The 14,988-nt window shown below is 53.8% G+C and carries 19 protein-coding genes; 1 reads left to right on the plus strand and 18 read right to left on the minus strand.

What is annotated here, in order from left to right; translation table 11 throughout:
- From NP590_RS18490 to hisC, 18 genes are all read right to left on the minus strand, one after another.
- On the minus strand, positions 1-839 hold an 839-nt coding region (locus NP590_RS18490; RefSeq protein WP_256604162.1), incomplete at its 3' end, for a radical SAM protein.
- A gap of 27 nt (positions 840-866) precedes the next feature.
- Positions 867-1,538 carry an MT-A70 family methyltransferase gene (locus tag NP590_RS18495; RefSeq protein ID WP_256604163.1) on the minus strand — a complete coding sequence of 224 codons (672 nt, stop codon included), beginning with the start codon at positions 1,536-1,538 and terminating at the stop codon, positions 867-869.
- A gap of 3 nt (positions 1,539-1,541) precedes the next feature.
- A complete protein-coding gene (locus NP590_RS18500; protein WP_371927330.1) occupies positions 1,542-1,829 on the minus strand; it encodes a BglII/BstYI family type II restriction endonuclease in 288 nt (95 codons plus the stop codon).
- Positions 1,753-2,307: a BglII/BstYI family type II restriction endonuclease gene (locus tag NP590_RS18505; protein WP_256604165.1), complete on the minus strand. Its 555-nt coding sequence runs from the start codon at positions 2,305-2,307 to the stop codon at positions 1,753-1,755. Before NP590_RS18505 ends, NP590_RS18500 begins: the two co-directional genes overlap by 77 nt.
- 1 nt (position 2,308) lies before the next feature.
- Positions 2,309-3,121 carry a formylmethanofuran dehydrogenase subunit C gene (locus NP590_RS18510; RefSeq protein ID WP_256604166.1) on the minus strand — a complete coding sequence of 271 codons (813 nt, stop codon included), beginning with the start codon at positions 3,119-3,121 and terminating at the stop codon, positions 2,309-2,311.
- Entirely contained in the window at positions 3,118-4,014 is an 897-nt protein-coding gene (fhcD, locus tag NP590_RS18515; RefSeq protein ID WP_256604167.1) for a formylmethanofuran--tetrahydromethanopterin N-formyltransferase, read from the minus strand. The genes NP590_RS18510 and fhcD overlap by 4 nt, the downstream gene beginning before the upstream one ends.
- A 110-nt stretch (positions 4,015-4,124) precedes the next feature.
- On the minus strand, positions 4,125-4,394 hold the full coding sequence (locus NP590_RS18520) for a DUF2442 domain-containing protein (RefSeq protein WP_256604168.1): 270 nt from the start codon (positions 4,392-4,394) through the stop codon (positions 4,125-4,127).
- Complete coding sequence (locus NP590_RS18525) at positions 4,387-4,653, minus strand: DUF4160 domain-containing protein (protein WP_256604169.1); 267 nt, start codon at positions 4,651-4,653, stop codon at positions 4,387-4,389. The genes NP590_RS18520 and NP590_RS18525 overlap by 8 nt, the downstream gene beginning before the upstream one ends.
- A 12-nt stretch (positions 4,654-4,665) precedes the next feature.
- Positions 4,666-4,866, minus strand: a complete 201-nt coding sequence (locus NP590_RS18530) for a DUF2281 domain-containing protein (protein WP_256604170.1) — start codon at positions 4,864-4,866, stop codon at positions 4,666-4,668.
- Positions 4,867-5,124: 258 nt separating this feature from the next.
- The gene (locus NP590_RS18535) at positions 5,125-6,789 is read right to left on the minus strand and encodes a formylmethanofuran dehydrogenase subunit A (RefSeq protein ID WP_256604171.1); all 1,665 of its coding nucleotides are present in this window, start codon (positions 6,787-6,789) and stop codon (positions 5,125-5,127) included.
- A 9-nt stretch (positions 6,790-6,798) separates the two neighbouring features.
- Positions 6,799-8,058, minus strand: coding sequence for a formylmethanofuran dehydrogenase subunit B (locus NP590_RS18540; RefSeq protein ID WP_256604172.1), 1,260 nt, complete (start codon positions 8,056-8,058; stop codon positions 6,799-6,801).
- Positions 8,051-8,446 (minus strand): 4a-hydroxytetrahydrobiopterin dehydratase, encoded by a 396-nt coding sequence (locus tag NP590_RS18545; RefSeq protein WP_256604173.1) that lies wholly within the window; start codon positions 8,444-8,446, stop codon positions 8,051-8,053. The genes NP590_RS18540 and NP590_RS18545 overlap by 8 nt, the downstream gene beginning before the upstream one ends.
- A gap of 96 nt (positions 8,447-8,542) precedes the next feature.
- Positions 8,543-8,929, minus strand: coding sequence for a ClpXP protease specificity-enhancing factor (locus tag NP590_RS18550; protein ID WP_256604174.1), 387 nt, complete (start codon positions 8,927-8,929; stop codon positions 8,543-8,545).
- Positions 8,926-9,531 carry a glutathione S-transferase N-terminal domain-containing protein gene (locus tag NP590_RS18555; RefSeq protein WP_256604200.1) on the minus strand — a complete coding sequence of 202 codons (606 nt, stop codon included), beginning with the start codon at positions 9,529-9,531 and terminating at the stop codon, positions 8,926-8,928. Before NP590_RS18555 ends, NP590_RS18550 begins: the two co-directional genes overlap by 4 nt.
- 169 nt (positions 9,532-9,700) lie before the next feature.
- A complete protein-coding gene (locus tag NP590_RS18560) occupies positions 9,701-10,420 on the minus strand; it encodes a cytochrome c1 (protein ID WP_256604176.1) in 720 nt (239 codons plus the stop codon).
- 3 nt (positions 10,421-10,423) lie between these two features.
- The gene (locus NP590_RS18565; RefSeq protein ID WP_256604178.1) at positions 10,424-11,821 is read right to left on the minus strand and encodes a cytochrome b; all 1,398 of its coding nucleotides are present in this window, start codon (positions 11,819-11,821) and stop codon (positions 10,424-10,426) included.
- Positions 11,818-12,417 (minus strand): ubiquinol-cytochrome c reductase iron-sulfur subunit, encoded by a 600-nt coding sequence (gene petA / locus NP590_RS18570; RefSeq protein ID WP_256604181.1) that lies wholly within the window; start codon positions 12,415-12,417, stop codon positions 11,818-11,820. The genes NP590_RS18565 and petA overlap by 4 nt, the downstream gene beginning before the upstream one ends.
- A gap of 135 nt (positions 12,418-12,552) precedes the next feature.
- Positions 12,553-13,641, minus strand: a complete 1,089-nt coding sequence (gene hisC / locus NP590_RS18575) for a histidinol-phosphate transaminase (RefSeq protein WP_256604183.1) — start codon at positions 13,639-13,641, stop codon at positions 12,553-12,555.
- Between the two features lie 482 nt (positions 13,642-14,123).
- On the opposite strand from hisC, the gene NP590_RS18580 reads away from it, so the two are divergent.
- Positions 14,124-14,978 carry a flagellin N-terminal helical domain-containing protein gene (locus tag NP590_RS18580; RefSeq protein WP_256604184.1) on the plus strand — a complete coding sequence of 285 codons (855 nt, stop codon included), beginning with the start codon at positions 14,124-14,126 and terminating at the stop codon, positions 14,976-14,978.
- Positions 14,979-14,988: the final 10 nt, after the last annotated feature.

Raw genomic sequence — 14,988 nt, forward strand, 5'->3', positions numbered from 1 at the left:
ACATCGAAGCCCATGGCTTCGATGTCGGCCGCCAGCATATTTATTTCCGTCACCTCGGCCTTAATCAGCTGTGCGGCCTCGGGTTGAAACGATGGCCTGGCTATGGTGTACAGCATCACTTTTTCTATCTTGATTTGCCGTGCCCTGATGGTTTGCAGCAGTTGCAGATAGGCCTGTTTTTCCTCCTCGGTCCAGGTTTGTTGGCCAAAATGCAGCACGCAGGTTTGCAGTTTGGTCGGGCATAGCCTGCTGGCGGTTTGCAAATTCTCCAGCAACTTCCGTTGGCTTTGAACCGAGTTATTGATCCGTTTGCGACCCTGCTCCGTAGCACTGTCCAGTTTGAACCAAACCTCGCCGCCGAAACGGGCCAACTGCTTTAAGCCTGCTTGTGTCGATGGCTGATGCATCAAACTGCCGTTGGTGATCAAGACAAAGTGGCTACCTGGAAATATGCCGGTTTCAACGGCAATCTGGCCGATTAATTCTACTGCCTGTTCGAAATTTGCCAGACTGGTGGGTTCGCCGTTACCGGAGATGGCAATATCCCTGATAATGCGCTGTTCCGGCGTCAGATCGAATTGTTCAAGGAAGTCGCCTTGTTGAACATAATGCAAAAAGAAGCGCAGTTCTTCTTCCAGCAAGGCCAAGTCCATGACCGGCGCCGCGCCGCGTTGCAGATTCGGCACCTGGCAATAAATGCAGCGCCAGTTGCAGGCGTTGTTGGTATTGAAGTTAACTCCAATCGACAAGCCGCCCGCCCGACGGGAGATGACCGGGTAGATGTATTTCAATCCGGCTATGTCTCGGTCGTGGTTGGTGATTGATAGTACGCTAGTCATTTCTTGCCGCGTTTCCCCGCTCTATCATCAAAGCAGAGAAATCTGAATTAAATCCCGGGCAATATTATTGGATTGTGAATGATTTGAATAGGTATCCCAGGTCGGCGCATATTCGTCCGCCTGATTTCCCCATGAGCTCCAGTTAGGCCGGTTACCTCGGGCAAACATTTCCAGATAAGGGCCATTGCTACATGATTCAATGAGAGAATATTGCTCATCCGGCTTTCTGCTGTGTTCCCTTTTTTGGCTGGATATGATGTTTTCCTGGCTTCTGCCAGGAGGTAATGTGCGGGCGTTTTTGCCTCGAACGCCAAACAAGATCATTTCGGTGACATTTCTGAAGTAGAAACCGATCCCGCGCCGATCCTGGCCGCCATCTTTTCTGATTTTGTACCAGATCAAATTGGTTTTATAGGTAAAACCCCTGCTTTCCATGACTTGAAGGCCTTCCGCCAACAGGGCGTTCGGAACCCACAAATACAGATGTGCCGTGTCCTCGCTTGCGGAAGCCACGGGTATTTTTTTGATTTCATCAAGCGTCAAGGTCGGATATCTGGCAAGCCTTTTATGTTCCGGTGCCATCTTGCCGGTGCGATTTTGAAATTGCCAAGGAGGATCCGCCAGGATGGTTGAATATTTTTTTCCTTCAACAAACCTTAAAAAGTCCTCGCTTGCGGAAGGCGCTGTATCATTTTTCATGGCTTATAGCTTTTCAATCAATTTGGTGGTTATACCAAACACAAGAACAGGACAGCCACCATTGCGCCCGACCGCAAGTCTTGGAAGTAATTTTCCCATTTGTGTAGTGCTCGCGCCGTAGTTTACTCTGAAAGTAAAAAATCGGGCGGGTACGGTTGCTTGTTGGACAGGCGTCGGCAGCAAGGATGCTGCCGTCGAGCCTACACGGACGTATTTACGGCGTCCTGTCCGGCGAGGAACCGTACCCAGCTGCACTACTTTCATTTGCCGGGGCGATCGCCAGGCCTTCATGAACGTTACTATAAATACCAAGCTCTTTAAACCATGTCTCGAGATCATTGCTTCTGGTTGCAAGCACGCCAACACTGATTTTGTCGTATTCAAAGAAGGCGCGGAATGCATAAAGATCCCTGTCGTATGTTTGGTCTTTGCTGTTCCATTCAAGATCGAAGGCAACCCGGCCTTTCAGATAGTCTACGTAGTGACTGTCATGCGCAAATTCATGCTCATCGACAATGACCTTGACATTCAGTTTCTTTTCCATCCAGCCCATGGGCCGTAGAATGTCGGAATATCGCTTGGGGATTGCACTTTCGCTACCGCCTGGATCGCGCACATTTTGCTCAGTCAGGCGAAACGCGCGTAATGCCGAGCAAATTTCTTCGAATTCCACGGGAAATTCGTTTTTCAAAATTGCCGCTGCGTGTCTGTAGTCGTGAATCTCATAAAGATCGGCAATGTCCGTGGGGATATATTTTTGCCAAGACATCTTATATTCGGACCAAAACCTCGCCGCGTCCGGTTTCCGCCATGTCGCCGCCGTAGCGTTGCACGCGGTTGAACGCAACCGCGCTTTCGGCAAAGCGGGAGTTCAGCGACTTGAACGAGGCGAACAGTATCGGCAGAAATGCCAGGGTATGCGAGCCGCAATCGTTAAAGGTGGCGGACAGTTGCGGCTGATTCCACAATAATAGAGTGCCTCGGCGCATCGCGTAACCGAGATAACGGCCGGTGTTGCCCATTACGGCGATGGTGCCGGCCAGCATGCGGGAGCCGCAATAATCGCCGGCATTGCCTTCGATCAAAATTTGGCCGCGGCGCATGTGGTCGCCGGCGCGTTGGCCGACGTTGCCTTTCACCAGCACGATGCCGCCCTTCATGCCTTGTTTGTTGCCGGGCAAGGCGCCGCCTAGAAAGTCGCCGGCATTGCCGTCGATTTGCACTAGGCCGTTTTTCATTTCGCAGGCCGCGTATAAGCCCGCATCGCCGCTGACAGTAATACTGCCGGCCTTCATCTGCATGCCTAGGTAAGCGCCGGCATCGCCTTGCACGCTGATGCTGCCGCCGTCGAGTTCCTTGCCGATAAAATCCAGTTTGTTGGTCGAATTGGCAATGATGATTTCCTGGGTATTCATACCGGTGATGTAAAACAGTTCATCGACGCGCGGACGGCTTTTACCGTTTTGCAGTTCGATGGCGGCAATGGCGTCGACATCCAGCCCTTGCAACTTTTGGCAAACCAACGGCGACATATCAACGCGCTGCGCCGTGGGCTGTTTCAGCGTAAAAGTTAAGGCGCTCATGCCATGATCTCCTGCAAATGAAAGTGGAACGGTCCCAGTTTGCCGCCGTAATTGCCGGCGCTGATGCGTTTGATGCCGTTGGCCGCGCCCAAGTCGCAAACCGCTTGAATACCGACCCGCATGGCTCTGTCGATGTCTTCCTTGGATAAACCATCGATGACGATTTCCATCACCGATTCGATTTCCGGCGACAAATCGGTTTTAGTGACGCCTTTCAAGGTCGGACAAAACGCGTCATTGGTGGATGCGCCCAAGGACTTGTATTTGGAGCCTACCTTGGAGCCGGAGCGCACCACGCCGCCGGGGAAAGGCATGATCACATTCGGAATCTTGCGCATTTCTTCTATCGCCGCTTCGCAGGCTGCCAGGGCTTGCGGTTGCGATTCCGCCAGCACCAGAAAGTTGCCGCCGCCGACCGCATCGACCATGCCGGTGGTGGCTTCGGTCAAAAATTCGCCGTCCATCACCGGCACCCGCCAATAGCGCTTGCCGCCGATTTTTTTGGCGATCTGAAAACCGTCGCCAAAGTAACGTAAGTTTTTACCTAGTGGAATCGGCTTGCCGCCTTCGATGCCGGCAAACAACGCAGACGTGGGCGAGGTTAATACGCATTGTCCGGCGCGGGTTTCCAATTGCTTCGCCAGACCTTTACCGCCCATCGCGTAAATCATGATGGCGACGCCGGGCCGGCCATCAGGGGTTTCGTTCGGGCTCAGCACCCGTTCGATGCCGGCCTCGCAGCCGCAGGCAATCACCGAGGTGGCGAAGCCGGTCATGGCTTGCGCGGAAATCATCGCCCATTTTTCGTTCTGAGCGGTGATGATGGCCCGCGTCGCCTTCATCGGAAAGGCTTCGGCAAAGGTTTTATCTATGGTTACGCCGTTAATAATCATGGTTGGTACTCATGGTTCAATGTTCTTACCGTAATGTGATGGCTAGACTAACGTCAGGAAGTTTAATGCTTGCGGTTGAATACGGTTGCCACTTTGACAGATTGATAAACTCAAGCGGCTTTTAAATCAGTTTGCAACTTACCTTGCTGTCTCAGTTTGTTATGAATATTTCCAGGGCTTAGCTCCAAACCATTTTTCCAGCATAACGCCCCTAGCTCCAAAAAGAATTGTTTAAAGTAAACTTCATCTTGCAGTGGGGTAACTAACTCGGTTTGTTTATCCAGCAAGGGCTGCAAATCGTAATCGCCAACGGTTTGATCGGAAAACCATAAACGGATGATTTTATGTTCGAGATATTCGGCTTTGACGATTTTAATCATTGTCGGCTCCGGCTATACGCTGCAACGGTTTTAGTTGAATGGCTAAATGCCAATCCGCCATTAATTCTTCCTGATGATCTTTAGTCCATTCTCTGATCAGTCTTAAGGCTTTATTCGGCAAATGGCCTTCCAATATTTCGCCGTTTTCGATCACAATTAACGCCTGATGACCTTGGTACTCGGCGTGAAAATGCGGCGGGTTGTGGTCATCGTGATACATCCTGATATAAATGCCAAAAAAATAGGAAATAACTGGCATCAGTCTATATCCTCAGAGGGCTGGTACATCGTTCCACACTTCGTTTTCTTCATTATTCCAATCAGCCAATGCGCTCGATTGAGCCAGCATCAAATTTTGCCATTCGGAATTTTCTTCACGTTGGCGCAAGAACAAAGCAAAATCCAATATCTCCTGTGCAACCGCCTCGGGTAACGGCTTAACTGTTTGATAGATTTGTTCCGCTAATGTCATGTTGTAACTCACACCGAAAACTGATTGTGCTTTGTAGGGCGGATGCCGTTAGGCGATCCGCCAATTACCGTTGATTCATTCGTCCGATTACGCTTTGCTAATCGGACCTACGAGTTCTTTTCCTTGAGTTAGCCCGCTCCGATTAGCCATGTAGGCCGGAATAAGCGTAAGCGTTTCCGGCAAGTTTCGCCGGGAACGCCTATCGGCTTATCCCGGCCTACGATTTGATCAATTCATTTTCGAATGGCAGCGTGGTTATTACGCCACGCCCCTTAACGGATGCGCCGTCAAACTGCCGCGCCCATCTTCGCTGATCTCATCATCGCTGATTTTAAAGTTGCCGAGTTTCATGGTCAGGTATTTGTCGAAATAAGGTTTGAGATCTTTTTCGATGGATAGATCGTAATCGGGTTTGACGATGTGAGTCGTGCCCCAAGTGACTTTCACTACTTCACCGTTTTGAACTACCAGTTCGCCATCCTTGAATACGTAATCGGGCTTGCTGAACATGGCCTGTCTATCGGCGTTTTCGGTGTAGACGGTGATGTCCGCCCAATTACCGGCGCTGAGTGCGCCGCGATCTTTCAAGCCTATGATGCGGGCCGCGCCGGCGCGGGTCATGATGGCAATTTCGTTCAATGTATATTCGCGCTCGATGGATGCCAGCGTGGTCATTTTCTGCGCTTCCGGATGGATGGTCGCCAGCATGTCGTTGCGGAAACTGCGGTCCATCAGCAATCTGATCAAGTGTGGGTAGCTGGTGAACGGCGCGCCGTTGGGGTGGTCGGTAGTCAGGAAGATGCGCCAAGGGTCTTCGACCAGCAGGAAGATTTCCAGGCCAATCGCCCACTGCAAGGCGTTAACGAAGTTTTGGTCTTTATATTTAAATGGCACCACACCGCAACCGGCATCGCATTCGATGTCCATGCACACCCATTTGTTGGGGCTGGCGAAGCGGTGGTTGGCGTGTTGGCGCATGTTGTCGCCGGAGGCAGTGACGGTTTGACCGAACAGAATCTGGCCGACGTCGGCGGTGATGTTTTTGTTGTTATTGATGGCTTCGGCAATCTGTGCGGCGCCGGAGGAGAATTTGAAATCGCCTTCGGTGCCGTAGCTATGAAACTGGATGTGGGTCAAATGCATCGGTAAGCCTTCCACGCCTTGAATGGTGTTCAAGGTGGTATCGACGTTGCCCGGCACGCCTAGGTTGCAACCGTGCACGTGCAGAGGATGGGTGATGCCCAGTTCCAGCACGGCCTTAGCCAGGGTTTGCAGGATTTGCCGGGGAGTGACGGCGTAATGGCTGTTTTGCTCGTCCAGATCCAGTTTGCGCTGATTGAATTTGAAGGCGTTGATGCCGCCGGCATTCACTACTTTGATACCTATGCCCTTGGCGGCATTCAAAGTCCAAGCTACGTAATCGTTGATGGCCTTCTGGTCTTTGTTGGCGGTCAGCATGCGTAGCAGAAAATCGTCGCTGCCCAACATCACGTAGCCGCCCTTGTCGACGATGGGCGTGTCGCCCATTTCCATATGCGCCTGACGGGCGTTGACCGGCAATACGGCGGGTTCGAAGCAGGCGGTGTAGCCCATTTCGGCGTAACGGTAGCCGGCGACATAAGTGCTGGGCATGGCGTGACCGGTGCCGGAGCGGGTCAACTGCGTGCGGTGCACCGGATCGGCGCGGTGGTCTTCCGGCAGCAGGGTGCGGGCGATGTTGCCCTTGCCGCCGCCGATGTGGGTATGCATGTCGATGGCGCCGGACATCACCACCTTGCCGCGCAGATCGTATTCCTTGTCGACCGGTCTGCCGTCCGTCGGCGCATCGACGATGCGGCCGTCTTGAATGAAAATGTCTTGTTGTTGGCCGTCGATGCCGCTGGCCGGGTCGTAAACGGTGCCGCCTGTAAGTTTGATCAGCATGTCGGTTTCCTAAAGGGCTTGTTCGATGGCATGCAGCACTTCGGCGGTGCTGGGCAGGCCGGAGTCTCTGAGTTTTTTCAGGCGTATCGCCACCACGTTGTCGAGACGATAGGCGTGACCGGCATGATCGATACCGGGGGTGCCGACCGGAATGAACACATCGGGTTCCTTATCGAAGCTCATGCCGGAGCGGCCGAGGATGATGCTTGGCAATTCGGTAAGAGGCGGCTTGGCATTGGCATTGAAAGCCTGCACCCAGAGCAGGGCGTCTGCTTCGCCGTTAGTCAGCATCGTATGGCTGTCGTACAAAAACGGGTCGTACTCCGGATAACCCTTGGCAAAATTGACCCTCGCCGGGTAGCCGGTGGTCCAGCCGCAAACCTGGTTGGCGGTTTGATCGCCTTCCTTGCCGCCCAACGGAAAGCCGGAACAACGGGTACCTTGCAGGTTGATGTCCTTGACGATGTTGCAGATGGTTTGCACGGTGAGTTCGGCGTGATCGTAAGCCAGCGTGCCGGCACCCCACAGCACGACACTGTATTTGGCGGTCCGCAATTTCTCGGCGACGGCTTGTAAGTCGTCGACGGTGATGCCGCCCACGCTTTGCGCCTGTAACGGTTGTTTCTTGATCAGGGCCGACAACACCGCCACCACATCGGGTAGTTCGGCGTCGGCGCATGCCAACGCTTGGGCTTTCTTGCCGGACGGCGAGGTAGACGCATCGCCGCATGGCGTTTTGCCCAAATAAATGACTTCGCGGACGGAAGTGTCAGACAGATACATGGCATCTTCGGTCCACAGGTAGCGTTCGAAGAAGCGCGGCGCGAAACCTTCCGGTACGGTACCGATGATCAGCAGCAAATCGCAACGGTTCTTGATTTCCGCCAATGTAGTGTTCATCCAGCCCGCATCCTGCATGGCTAGCAAGTTACGGCGGGCAATGTTGAAATTACCGGTATCGGCCACCGCGCCGACTTTGTCGGCCAGGGCTAGCAAGGCCCGCATGCCGTTGACGTCGGTTGCGCAACCGCCGATCACGGGTTGTTGGGTGTTGCGCAGCAATTCGGCGGCCTTGGCGACCGCGGTTGCCAAATCGACCGCTTGGCCGGCGACGCGCGGCGCGGTGTCGACGATGGGCAGTTCGAAGGCGGGGCTGTTGACGGCGCAGCCGTTTGCGGTCACCTTGAGCGACACGCCGTCGATATGGATGGCCAAATCGTCGGTACCGATGCCGCAAAACGGGCTGGGCACCTCGGTGATTTCAGTCATGTTGCTGTCCTCGGTCATGTTTGATGTATTTGAAACGGGGATCGTCCGGCGTGCCTTCAAAGACGCCGGCGGACTCGGCGGCGGCATCCCACAGCACCACGTCCTCGATTTTTTTGGCCAGGGCGAAATCTTTTTCCGTCACGCCCTTGGCGGAATGGGTAACCAGTTTGACGATCACGAAAGCGTAGGAGACGGTCAGGTCGGGATGGTGCCAAGCTTTTTCCGCCAAATGTCCGACGGTATTGACTACCATCAGGGTTGCCTTCCAGCCGCTGGTTTTGATTTTGCGGCGTATCCAGCCGTTTTCATAATACCAATGCGGTAATTCGGTCCGTAGCCGGTCGAGGATAGCCTCTTCGGACATGGCTGCTTGCATATCGTGTGTCATCGCCGCTCTCCCGCCGATTAATGATGGCCGCATTCTATCGCAATGGTTTGCCGGTGTCTTTACGGCGGCGACCCGAGTGCCCCCAAAAGCCGGGTATTATTTAACCACCCGCAATTGCGGCCTGGGTGGCGGGTTGTCGGGCTCGGGCGGAGTAGGATTGTCGTCGCCGGCGTCCTCTTCCGGGTCGAACACCATGCCCCGGCCGTTTTCCTTGGCGAAAATGGCCAGAATCGCTTGGGTGGGGGCGTTGATGCGCATCGGTTTGCCGGAAAAGCGGGCGTTGAACTGGATTTCGTCATTTCCCAGCACCAGGCCTTGGATGGCCGCCGGGCGGATATTCAGCACAATGCGGCCGTTTTCGACAAAATCGGCCGGCAGGTTGACGCCGGGATATTCCGCGTTGACCAGCAGATGAGGGGTCAGGTTGTTGTCGGTGATCCATTCGTAGATGGAGCGGATCAGATAGGGTTTAAGCGGCGTCATTTGTTTAACGGCATCAGGTCTTTTTCTTCGCGGGTCAGGCTGTCCTGAAACGCTTTGCGGGAGAACAGGCGGTTGGCATAAGCGGTGATGCCACGGCCGAGGCAAGTGATGTCGATACCGATACTGGGCAGTCGCCAAAGAAATGGCGCCATGGCGCAATCGATCAATGAATACTCTTCGCTGCAGAAATAGGGAGTGGCTTCGAACGCCGGCGCGGCGGCCAGCAGGCTTTCCTTGAGTTGTTTCTTGGCTTTGGCGGCTTTTTTGTCTCCGTGAATTTGCACTTCCTCCAGCAAGGGATACCATTCATTATCGATGACTTTGATGCGCATTCTGGCATTGGCGCGCGAGACCGGGTCCATTTGGTGCAGGGCCGGGTGGGGGAAGCGCTCGTCCAGATATTCCATGATGATGCGGGCGTCGTATAACACCAAGTCTCGCTCCACAAAAGTGGGTGAGTTGCCGTAGGGGTTTATTTCCAGCAAGTCTTCGGGCGGCTCGTTCGGTTCGAAAAATTCAATGTCGGCGGGGACGCCTTTTTCATGCACAACGAGGCGAGCGCAGTGACTCATAATGCAGTTCGCGGTTGAGAACAGAATCATTGCGGATTTTCGGCTGGTAATGTTTGCCACGCAGACTAACCTCTTAAATAAACAGGGTTCAAAACGGGGCGGATTGTACCATGGTTAATCATGGATTTGGGGGGAGGCGGTACGCGCCAAACGGCGTGAAAACAGAGCGGGGCGGCGCCGGGCCGCCCCTGGATAACGCTTAGTGAACGTCCTTCCAGTATTCCTTTTTCAGCAGGTAAGCCAGTACGATGAACATCAGGATGAAGAACAATACGTATTTGCCCATTTGCTGTCTTTCCAGTTGTACCGGTTCGCCGACATAGACCAGGAAATTGACTAGGTCGTTGACCATGCGATCGAACTCTTTTGCCGATAACTGGCCTGCTTCCACCAGTTTCAGCTCGGTTATGACCTCCTGGCCGCCAACGGTTTTGATCACGGCTTCCTGAGTGCCTTGTTGTTGCCAGAATACGTTGGGCATGGCCACATCCTTGAATACGGCGTTATTGACGCCGGTGGGTTTGCCGGGTTCGCTATAAAAGCCCTTTAGATAGCTGTAAAGCCAGTCGGCTCCGCGCGAACGGGCAATCAGCGACAAATCCGGCGGCGTGGTGCCGAACCATTTTTCCGCGTCATGGCCGTTCATGGCCGAATGCATTTGGTCGTAAATGCCCGCGCCCAAGGGCGCGACGTTTTTCAAAATCTCGGCTTCGTCCAGTTTCAGATCCATTGCTATGCGTTTGTAGCGAATGTGCTTGGCCGAATGGCAGCCCAGGCAATAGGTCACATAATGGTGGGCGCCGCGTTCCAGCGAAGCGCTATCGGACAAATCGATGTCGGCCGATTCCAGTTTGATGCCGCCGCTGGCCGATACGCTTAAGGGCAGCAAGAATAAAAGAGTGTAGAGTATCTTTTTCATGGCTTAATCCAGGCTCTTTTTCAGGTTTTTGGCGAAACGAATCAGCACGGCTTGGATGCCGGCATAATTCGGCCTTCTTTTTACGATGGTTGCGCCCATCGGGCCCGGCGCCGTTTCGACGGCCACGATTTCGTCGACCAAGGCTTTAAGTTGCGGAATTCGCTCTTCCAGCGTGGGATGTTCGGTTAAGCGCTCGGGCACCGGTTTGGTCTTTTCCCAACGGGTATACAAGGGCATCAGCAGGAAAAAGCCGAAATAAACCGCGGTCAATACTCGCGCCAAGGTGGTTGCTCCCGGCGTGGCGGGTTGGGTGCCCAGGTAACCCAGGCCGATAAAGGCGATTACGAACAACAACACGGCTTTTTTGAATATGCCGCCGCGATAGCGGATGGACTTCACCGGGCTGCGATCCAGCCAAGGCAGCATGAACAACACCACGATGGCGCCGCCCATGGCGATGACGCCGGCGAATTTGTCGGGGACCGCGCGCAAGATGGCGTAAAACGGCGTGAAGTACCAGACCGGAGCGATATGTTCCGGGGTTTTTAGCGGGTCGGCGGGGATGAAGTTGGCGTGCTCCAGGAAGAAGCCGCCCATTTCCGGCATGTAAAAAATCACCACGGCGAAGAAGAACATGAATACGCCGACGCCCACCAAGTCCTTGACGGTGTAATAAGGATGAAACGGAATGCCGTCTATCGGGTGTCCCTTCCAGTTCAAGCTTTTTTTGATTTCGATGCCGTCCGGATTGTTGGAGCCGACTTCGTGCAAGGCCACGATATGCAGAAATACCAGGATCAACAGTACCAGAGGTACCGCGATGACGTGAAAAGCGAAGAAGCGATTCAGGGTGGCGTCGGATACCACATAGTCGCCGCGTATCCACAAGGATAATTCGTCGCCGACTACCGGAATGGCGCTGAACAGGGAAATGATTACCTGCGCGCCCCAATAGGACATCTGACCCCAAGGCAGCAGATAGCCCATGAAGGCTTCCGCCATCAGGCAGACGAAAATCAGCATGCCGAAGATCCAGATCAGCTCGCGCGGTTGTTTGAACGAGCCATAAACCAAACCGCGGAACATGTGCAGATAGACCACGATGAAAAAGGCCGAGGCGCCTGTGGAATGCATATAACGCACCAGCCAGCCCCAGTTGACGTCGCGCATGATGTATTCGACCGAGTCGAAGGCCAGTTTGGCGTCCGGTTTATAATTCATCGTCAACAGAATGCCGGTGATGAACTGGTTGACCAGTACGAACAGGGCCAGCGAGCCGAAAAAGTACCAGATGTTGAAATTTTTCGGCGCGTAATAATGCGCCATGTGTTCGTTCCACAAATCCGAGATCGGGAAGCGTTCCAGCAGCCAGTTGCTGCATTTGTTCATTCTGTCTTTCATGCTGTGGGTGCCTCTGTGTCTTCGCCGACGATGATCAAGGTATCCTTAACATAGCGGTAGGGAGGAACCTCGAGATTGGTGGGAGCGGGTACGCCGCGGTACACGCGGCCCGCCAAGTCGAACCAGGAGCCGTGGCAGGGGCAGAAAAAACCGCCCTTCCAGTCCGGCCCCAAGTCGCTGGGAGCTATTTCCGGACGGAAAGTCGGAGAACAACCCAGGTGCGTGCAAAGGCCGACGGCGACGAAGATTTCCGGTTTGATGGAACGCAGGGCATTTTTACTGTATTCGGGCTGGCTGGATTCGTTGGACATCGGATCGGCCAGTTTGCTGTCCAGAGTGGACAAGGTGGATATGACTTCGGGGGTGCGGTTGAGCACCCAAACCGGTTTGCCGCGCCAAGCTACTCTGATTAATTGACCGGGTTCCATCTTGCCGAGGTCCACTTCAACCGGAGCGCCGGCGGCCATGGCCTTGGCGCTGGGTTGCATTTGGGAAAGAAAAGGGACGGCCAGGTAACCCGCTCCCACGGCTCCAACCACCGACAGGGCCGAGGTTAGGAACTGGCGCTTGGATGTATCGACGCCTTCAAGGTTCATATGTAACACTCCTGATGAGAGATGATGCGTGTGATACACATCGATTATTATAATTTTCCCGCAAATATACCTTACTGATCCGGGTTTATGAAAGCGTTATTGCGGGCGAGACTAGGCTATTCAAGCCGTGCGGCGCTACGAGGAGTTTTGCAGGGCGCTGTGCAAGGCGGTCAGAAAAGCCTGGTTTTCTTCCCGCTTGCCGATCGTGACCCGCAAGCAGTTATGCAATACCCCGCCCTGGGGAGAGAGGTTTTTGATCAGAACGCCTTGGTTTTTCAGCGAGATAAATACCTCGTCGGCGGCGCGGGCCAGGGTTTTGAACAGAATGAAATTCGCCGCGCTGGGGTAGGCTTTTACGGCATCCATGGTTTGCAGTGCCGCCATGACTTCGCTACGTTGTTGGCGAATATCGCTGGTTTGCGCCAACAGAAAGTCTTGATGCGTCAGAGCGAAATGAGCGGTGATTTGCGTCAGACAGTTGATGTTGTATGGCAGACGGACCTTGTGCAACTGATCCAGAATGGCGCTGTCTCCAGCCAGAAAGCCCAGTCGCAGGCCCGCCAGCCCCAATTTGGATACCGTGCGCATCACCAGCAAATTTTGATACTTGGGCAATTCCCGGATAAAGCTGGCATCGGCAAACGGCGCATAGGCTTCGTCCACCACCACCAGCCCTGGAGCGGCCTCCAGTATTGTCTTGATGGCTTCGGCGTCGAACAGATTGCCGGTAGGGTTGTTCGGGTAGGCCAGAAAAATCAGGCTGGGTTTCGACGACTCGATAGCAGCCAGCATGGCCGGCAAATCCAGGTCGAAGCCCTCGGTCAGCAGGGGGACGCCTTGATAGCGCAAGCCCAGGCCGAGGGCGATTTGCTTGTACATCACGAAGCCGGGCTCCGGTGCCAGCACCGTGGCGTTGCCGGGCAGGGCCATCTGCAAAATTTGGATGATTTCATCCGAACCGTTGCCCAGCAGCAGGCCGGATTCGGCAGGGATAAGGTTGCTCTCTCGCAAGGCGCCGGATAGCGCTTTAGCCTCGGGATCCGGATAACGGTTCATGGGGCAATCTTTTAAATGTTCCAGCCAAGCCTGTTGAATGTCTGCCGGCCAGCCGTGGGGATTTTCCATGGCGTCAAGTTTGATGAAATTGTGGGCGTCGGCGACATGATAAGCCGACATGGCTAGGATTTCGGGGCGGAACAGGGTTGCAAGAACGGTGTTGTGCATCGGGTTGGAATCAGAGGAATCGAAAATTAACGGCGTCTTCAAGCCCGGTCAGCCCCAGGTTGCCGTCAGTAAAAAACAGGCGACTTCGGCAAGGCGGGGGGTGAAAACGTAGCCTTGTAAACTGGCCATATTGCGTCGACGCTGACGCGAATCGCCCGCGACGGCGCGGGGAGTGCTGGCGGATTTTAACATCATGGAGTTGAAGCGGTAAAGGCGCGGCCGGCAGCCTTGGAGTATTCTTGATCAACTTGTTATGGCCGTTGGCGTTTCGGCACCGATCCGGTCGACGGCAAATTTTTGCCGGTGGAGGGTTTTAATTTATCCGCATGGGTTTGGTAGCGATAGTCAAAATTTTGGCAAGCGGCTGGAGGGTTGTGCAAGTTATTGATGATAAACAATAAACATGCTTGGCACGGAAAGTGTTTAGAAATGATTGGCGGCAATAAAGCCTATTTTATTTATCACTTTTCGGGAGAACCGTCATGCCATCATCAATGGTCATCAATACCAATATTGCAGCGTTGAATAGTCAACGCATGCTAAGCAGAACCAATGAATCGCTACAAACCGCCATGGAAAGATTATCTTCCGGTTTGCGGGTCAATAGTGCCAAGGATGATGCCGCAGGTTTGGCTATCGCTGATAGAATGACATCCCAAATCCGTGGTATGACTGTCGCGATGCGAAACGCCAATGACGGTATTTCAATGGCTCAGACAGCCGAGGCCGGGATGGGAAATATCACCGAAACCTTGCAAAGAATGCGCGACTTGGCGGTGCAGGCGGGTAACTTCGGTGCCGTCAGTTCCGAGGACCGTCAGAAACTGCAGACCGAGTTCAAGCAACTCGGCAACGAAATTCAGCGGATTATTGAAAATACTGAATTCAACGGTAAAAAAATCCTCAATGGATCGTTATCCGGGGCGATATTCCAGGTGGGTCCGAATACCAGCGCCAACAATCAGATCAGCATTACCATCTCCGACCTTGAAGTCATGTCCGGCATGAATCAGTTGTTTGGCGATTTGGCCTCCATAGGCAGCGACGCGACTTTTTCCAACGTCATGTCGGCGATCAATCATATCGATACCGCCATTGAGAAAATTGATAATTTTCGCGCTACCCTGGGTGCGATTCAAAACCGTTTTACCACGACCATTGCTAATTTACAGTCGTCCATTGAAAACCAGAGCGCCGCGCGGTCTAGAATCATGGATGCCGATTTTGCCGCCGAAACGGCACAGTTAAGCCGGGCGCAGATTTTGCAGCAGGCGGGTACTGCAATGTTGGCGCAGGCAAATCAATCGACTCAAGGCGTATTGCGCTTATTGCAATAATTTTGTCAAA

The sequence above is a fragment of the Methylomonas subterranea genome (genome assembly GCF_024505185.1).
Classification (GTDB): Bacteria; Pseudomonadota; Gammaproteobacteria; order Methylococcales; family Methylomonadaceae; genus Methylomonas; species Methylomonas subterranea.

Excerpts from the sequence above, each read along its gene's own strand:
- fhcD (WP_256604167.1), bottom strand. The coding sequence starts at position 4,014 with ATGATTATTAACGGCGTAACCATAGATAAAACCTTTGCCGAAGCCTTT.
- hisC (WP_256604183.1), bottom strand. The coding sequence starts at position 13,641 with ATGCACAACACCGTTCTTGCAACCCTGTTCCGCCCCGAAATCCTAGCC.
- NP590_RS18535 (WP_256604171.1), bottom strand. The coding sequence starts at position 6,789 with ATGCTGATCAAACTTACAGGCGGCACCGTTTACGACCCGGCCAGCGGC.
- NP590_RS18505 (WP_256604165.1), bottom strand. The coding sequence starts at position 2,307 with ATGTCTTGGCAAAAATATATCCCCACGGACATTGCCGATCTTTATGAG.
- NP590_RS18495 (WP_256604163.1), bottom strand. The coding sequence starts at position 1,538 with ATGAAAAATGATACAGCGCCTTCCGCAAGCGAGGACTTTTTAAGGTTT.
- NP590_RS18560 (WP_256604176.1), bottom strand. The coding sequence starts at position 10,420 with ATGAAAAAGATACTCTACACTCTTTTATTCTTGCTGCCCTTAAGCGTA.
- NP590_RS18550 (WP_256604174.1), bottom strand. The coding sequence starts at position 8,929 with ATGACGCCGCTTAAACCCTATCTGATCCGCTCCATCTACGAATGGATC.
- NP590_RS18530 (WP_256604170.1), bottom strand. The coding sequence starts at position 4,866 with ATGACATTAGCGGAACAAATCTATCAAACAGTTAAGCCGTTACCCGAG.
- NP590_RS18500 (WP_371927330.1), bottom strand. The coding sequence starts at position 1,829 with ATGAAGGCCTGGCGATCGCCCCGGCAAATGAAAGTAGTGCAGCTGGGT.
- NP590_RS18510 (WP_256604166.1), bottom strand. The coding sequence starts at position 3,121 with ATGAGCGCCTTAACTTTTACGCTGAAACAGCCCACGGCGCAGCGCGTT.
- NP590_RS18545 (WP_256604173.1), bottom strand. The coding sequence starts at position 8,446 with ATGACACACGATATGCAAGCAGCCATGTCCGAAGAGGCTATCCTCGAC.
- NP590_RS18580 (WP_256604184.1), top strand. The coding sequence starts at position 14,124 with ATGCCATCATCAATGGTCATCAATACCAATATTGCAGCGTTGAATAGT.
- NP590_RS18565 (WP_256604178.1), bottom strand. The coding sequence starts at position 11,821 with ATGAAAGACAGAATGAACAAATGCAGCAACTGGCTGCTGGAACGCTTC.
- NP590_RS18525 (WP_256604169.1), bottom strand. The coding sequence starts at position 4,653 with ATGCCAGTTATTTCCTATTTTTTTGGCATTTATATCAGGATGTATCAC.
- petA (WP_256604181.1), bottom strand. The coding sequence starts at position 12,417 with ATGAACCTTGAAGGCGTCGATACATCCAAGCGCCAGTTCCTAACCTCG.
- NP590_RS18540 (WP_256604172.1), bottom strand. The coding sequence starts at position 8,058 with ATGACTGAAATCACCGAGGTGCCCAGCCCGTTTTGCGGCATCGGTACC.
- NP590_RS18555 (WP_256604200.1), bottom strand. The coding sequence starts at position 9,531 with ATGATTCTGTTCTCAACCGCGAACTGCATTATGAGTCACTGCGCTCGC.
- NP590_RS18520 (WP_256604168.1), bottom strand. The coding sequence starts at position 4,394 with ATGATTAAAATCGTCAAAGCCGAATATCTCGAACATAAAATCATCCGT.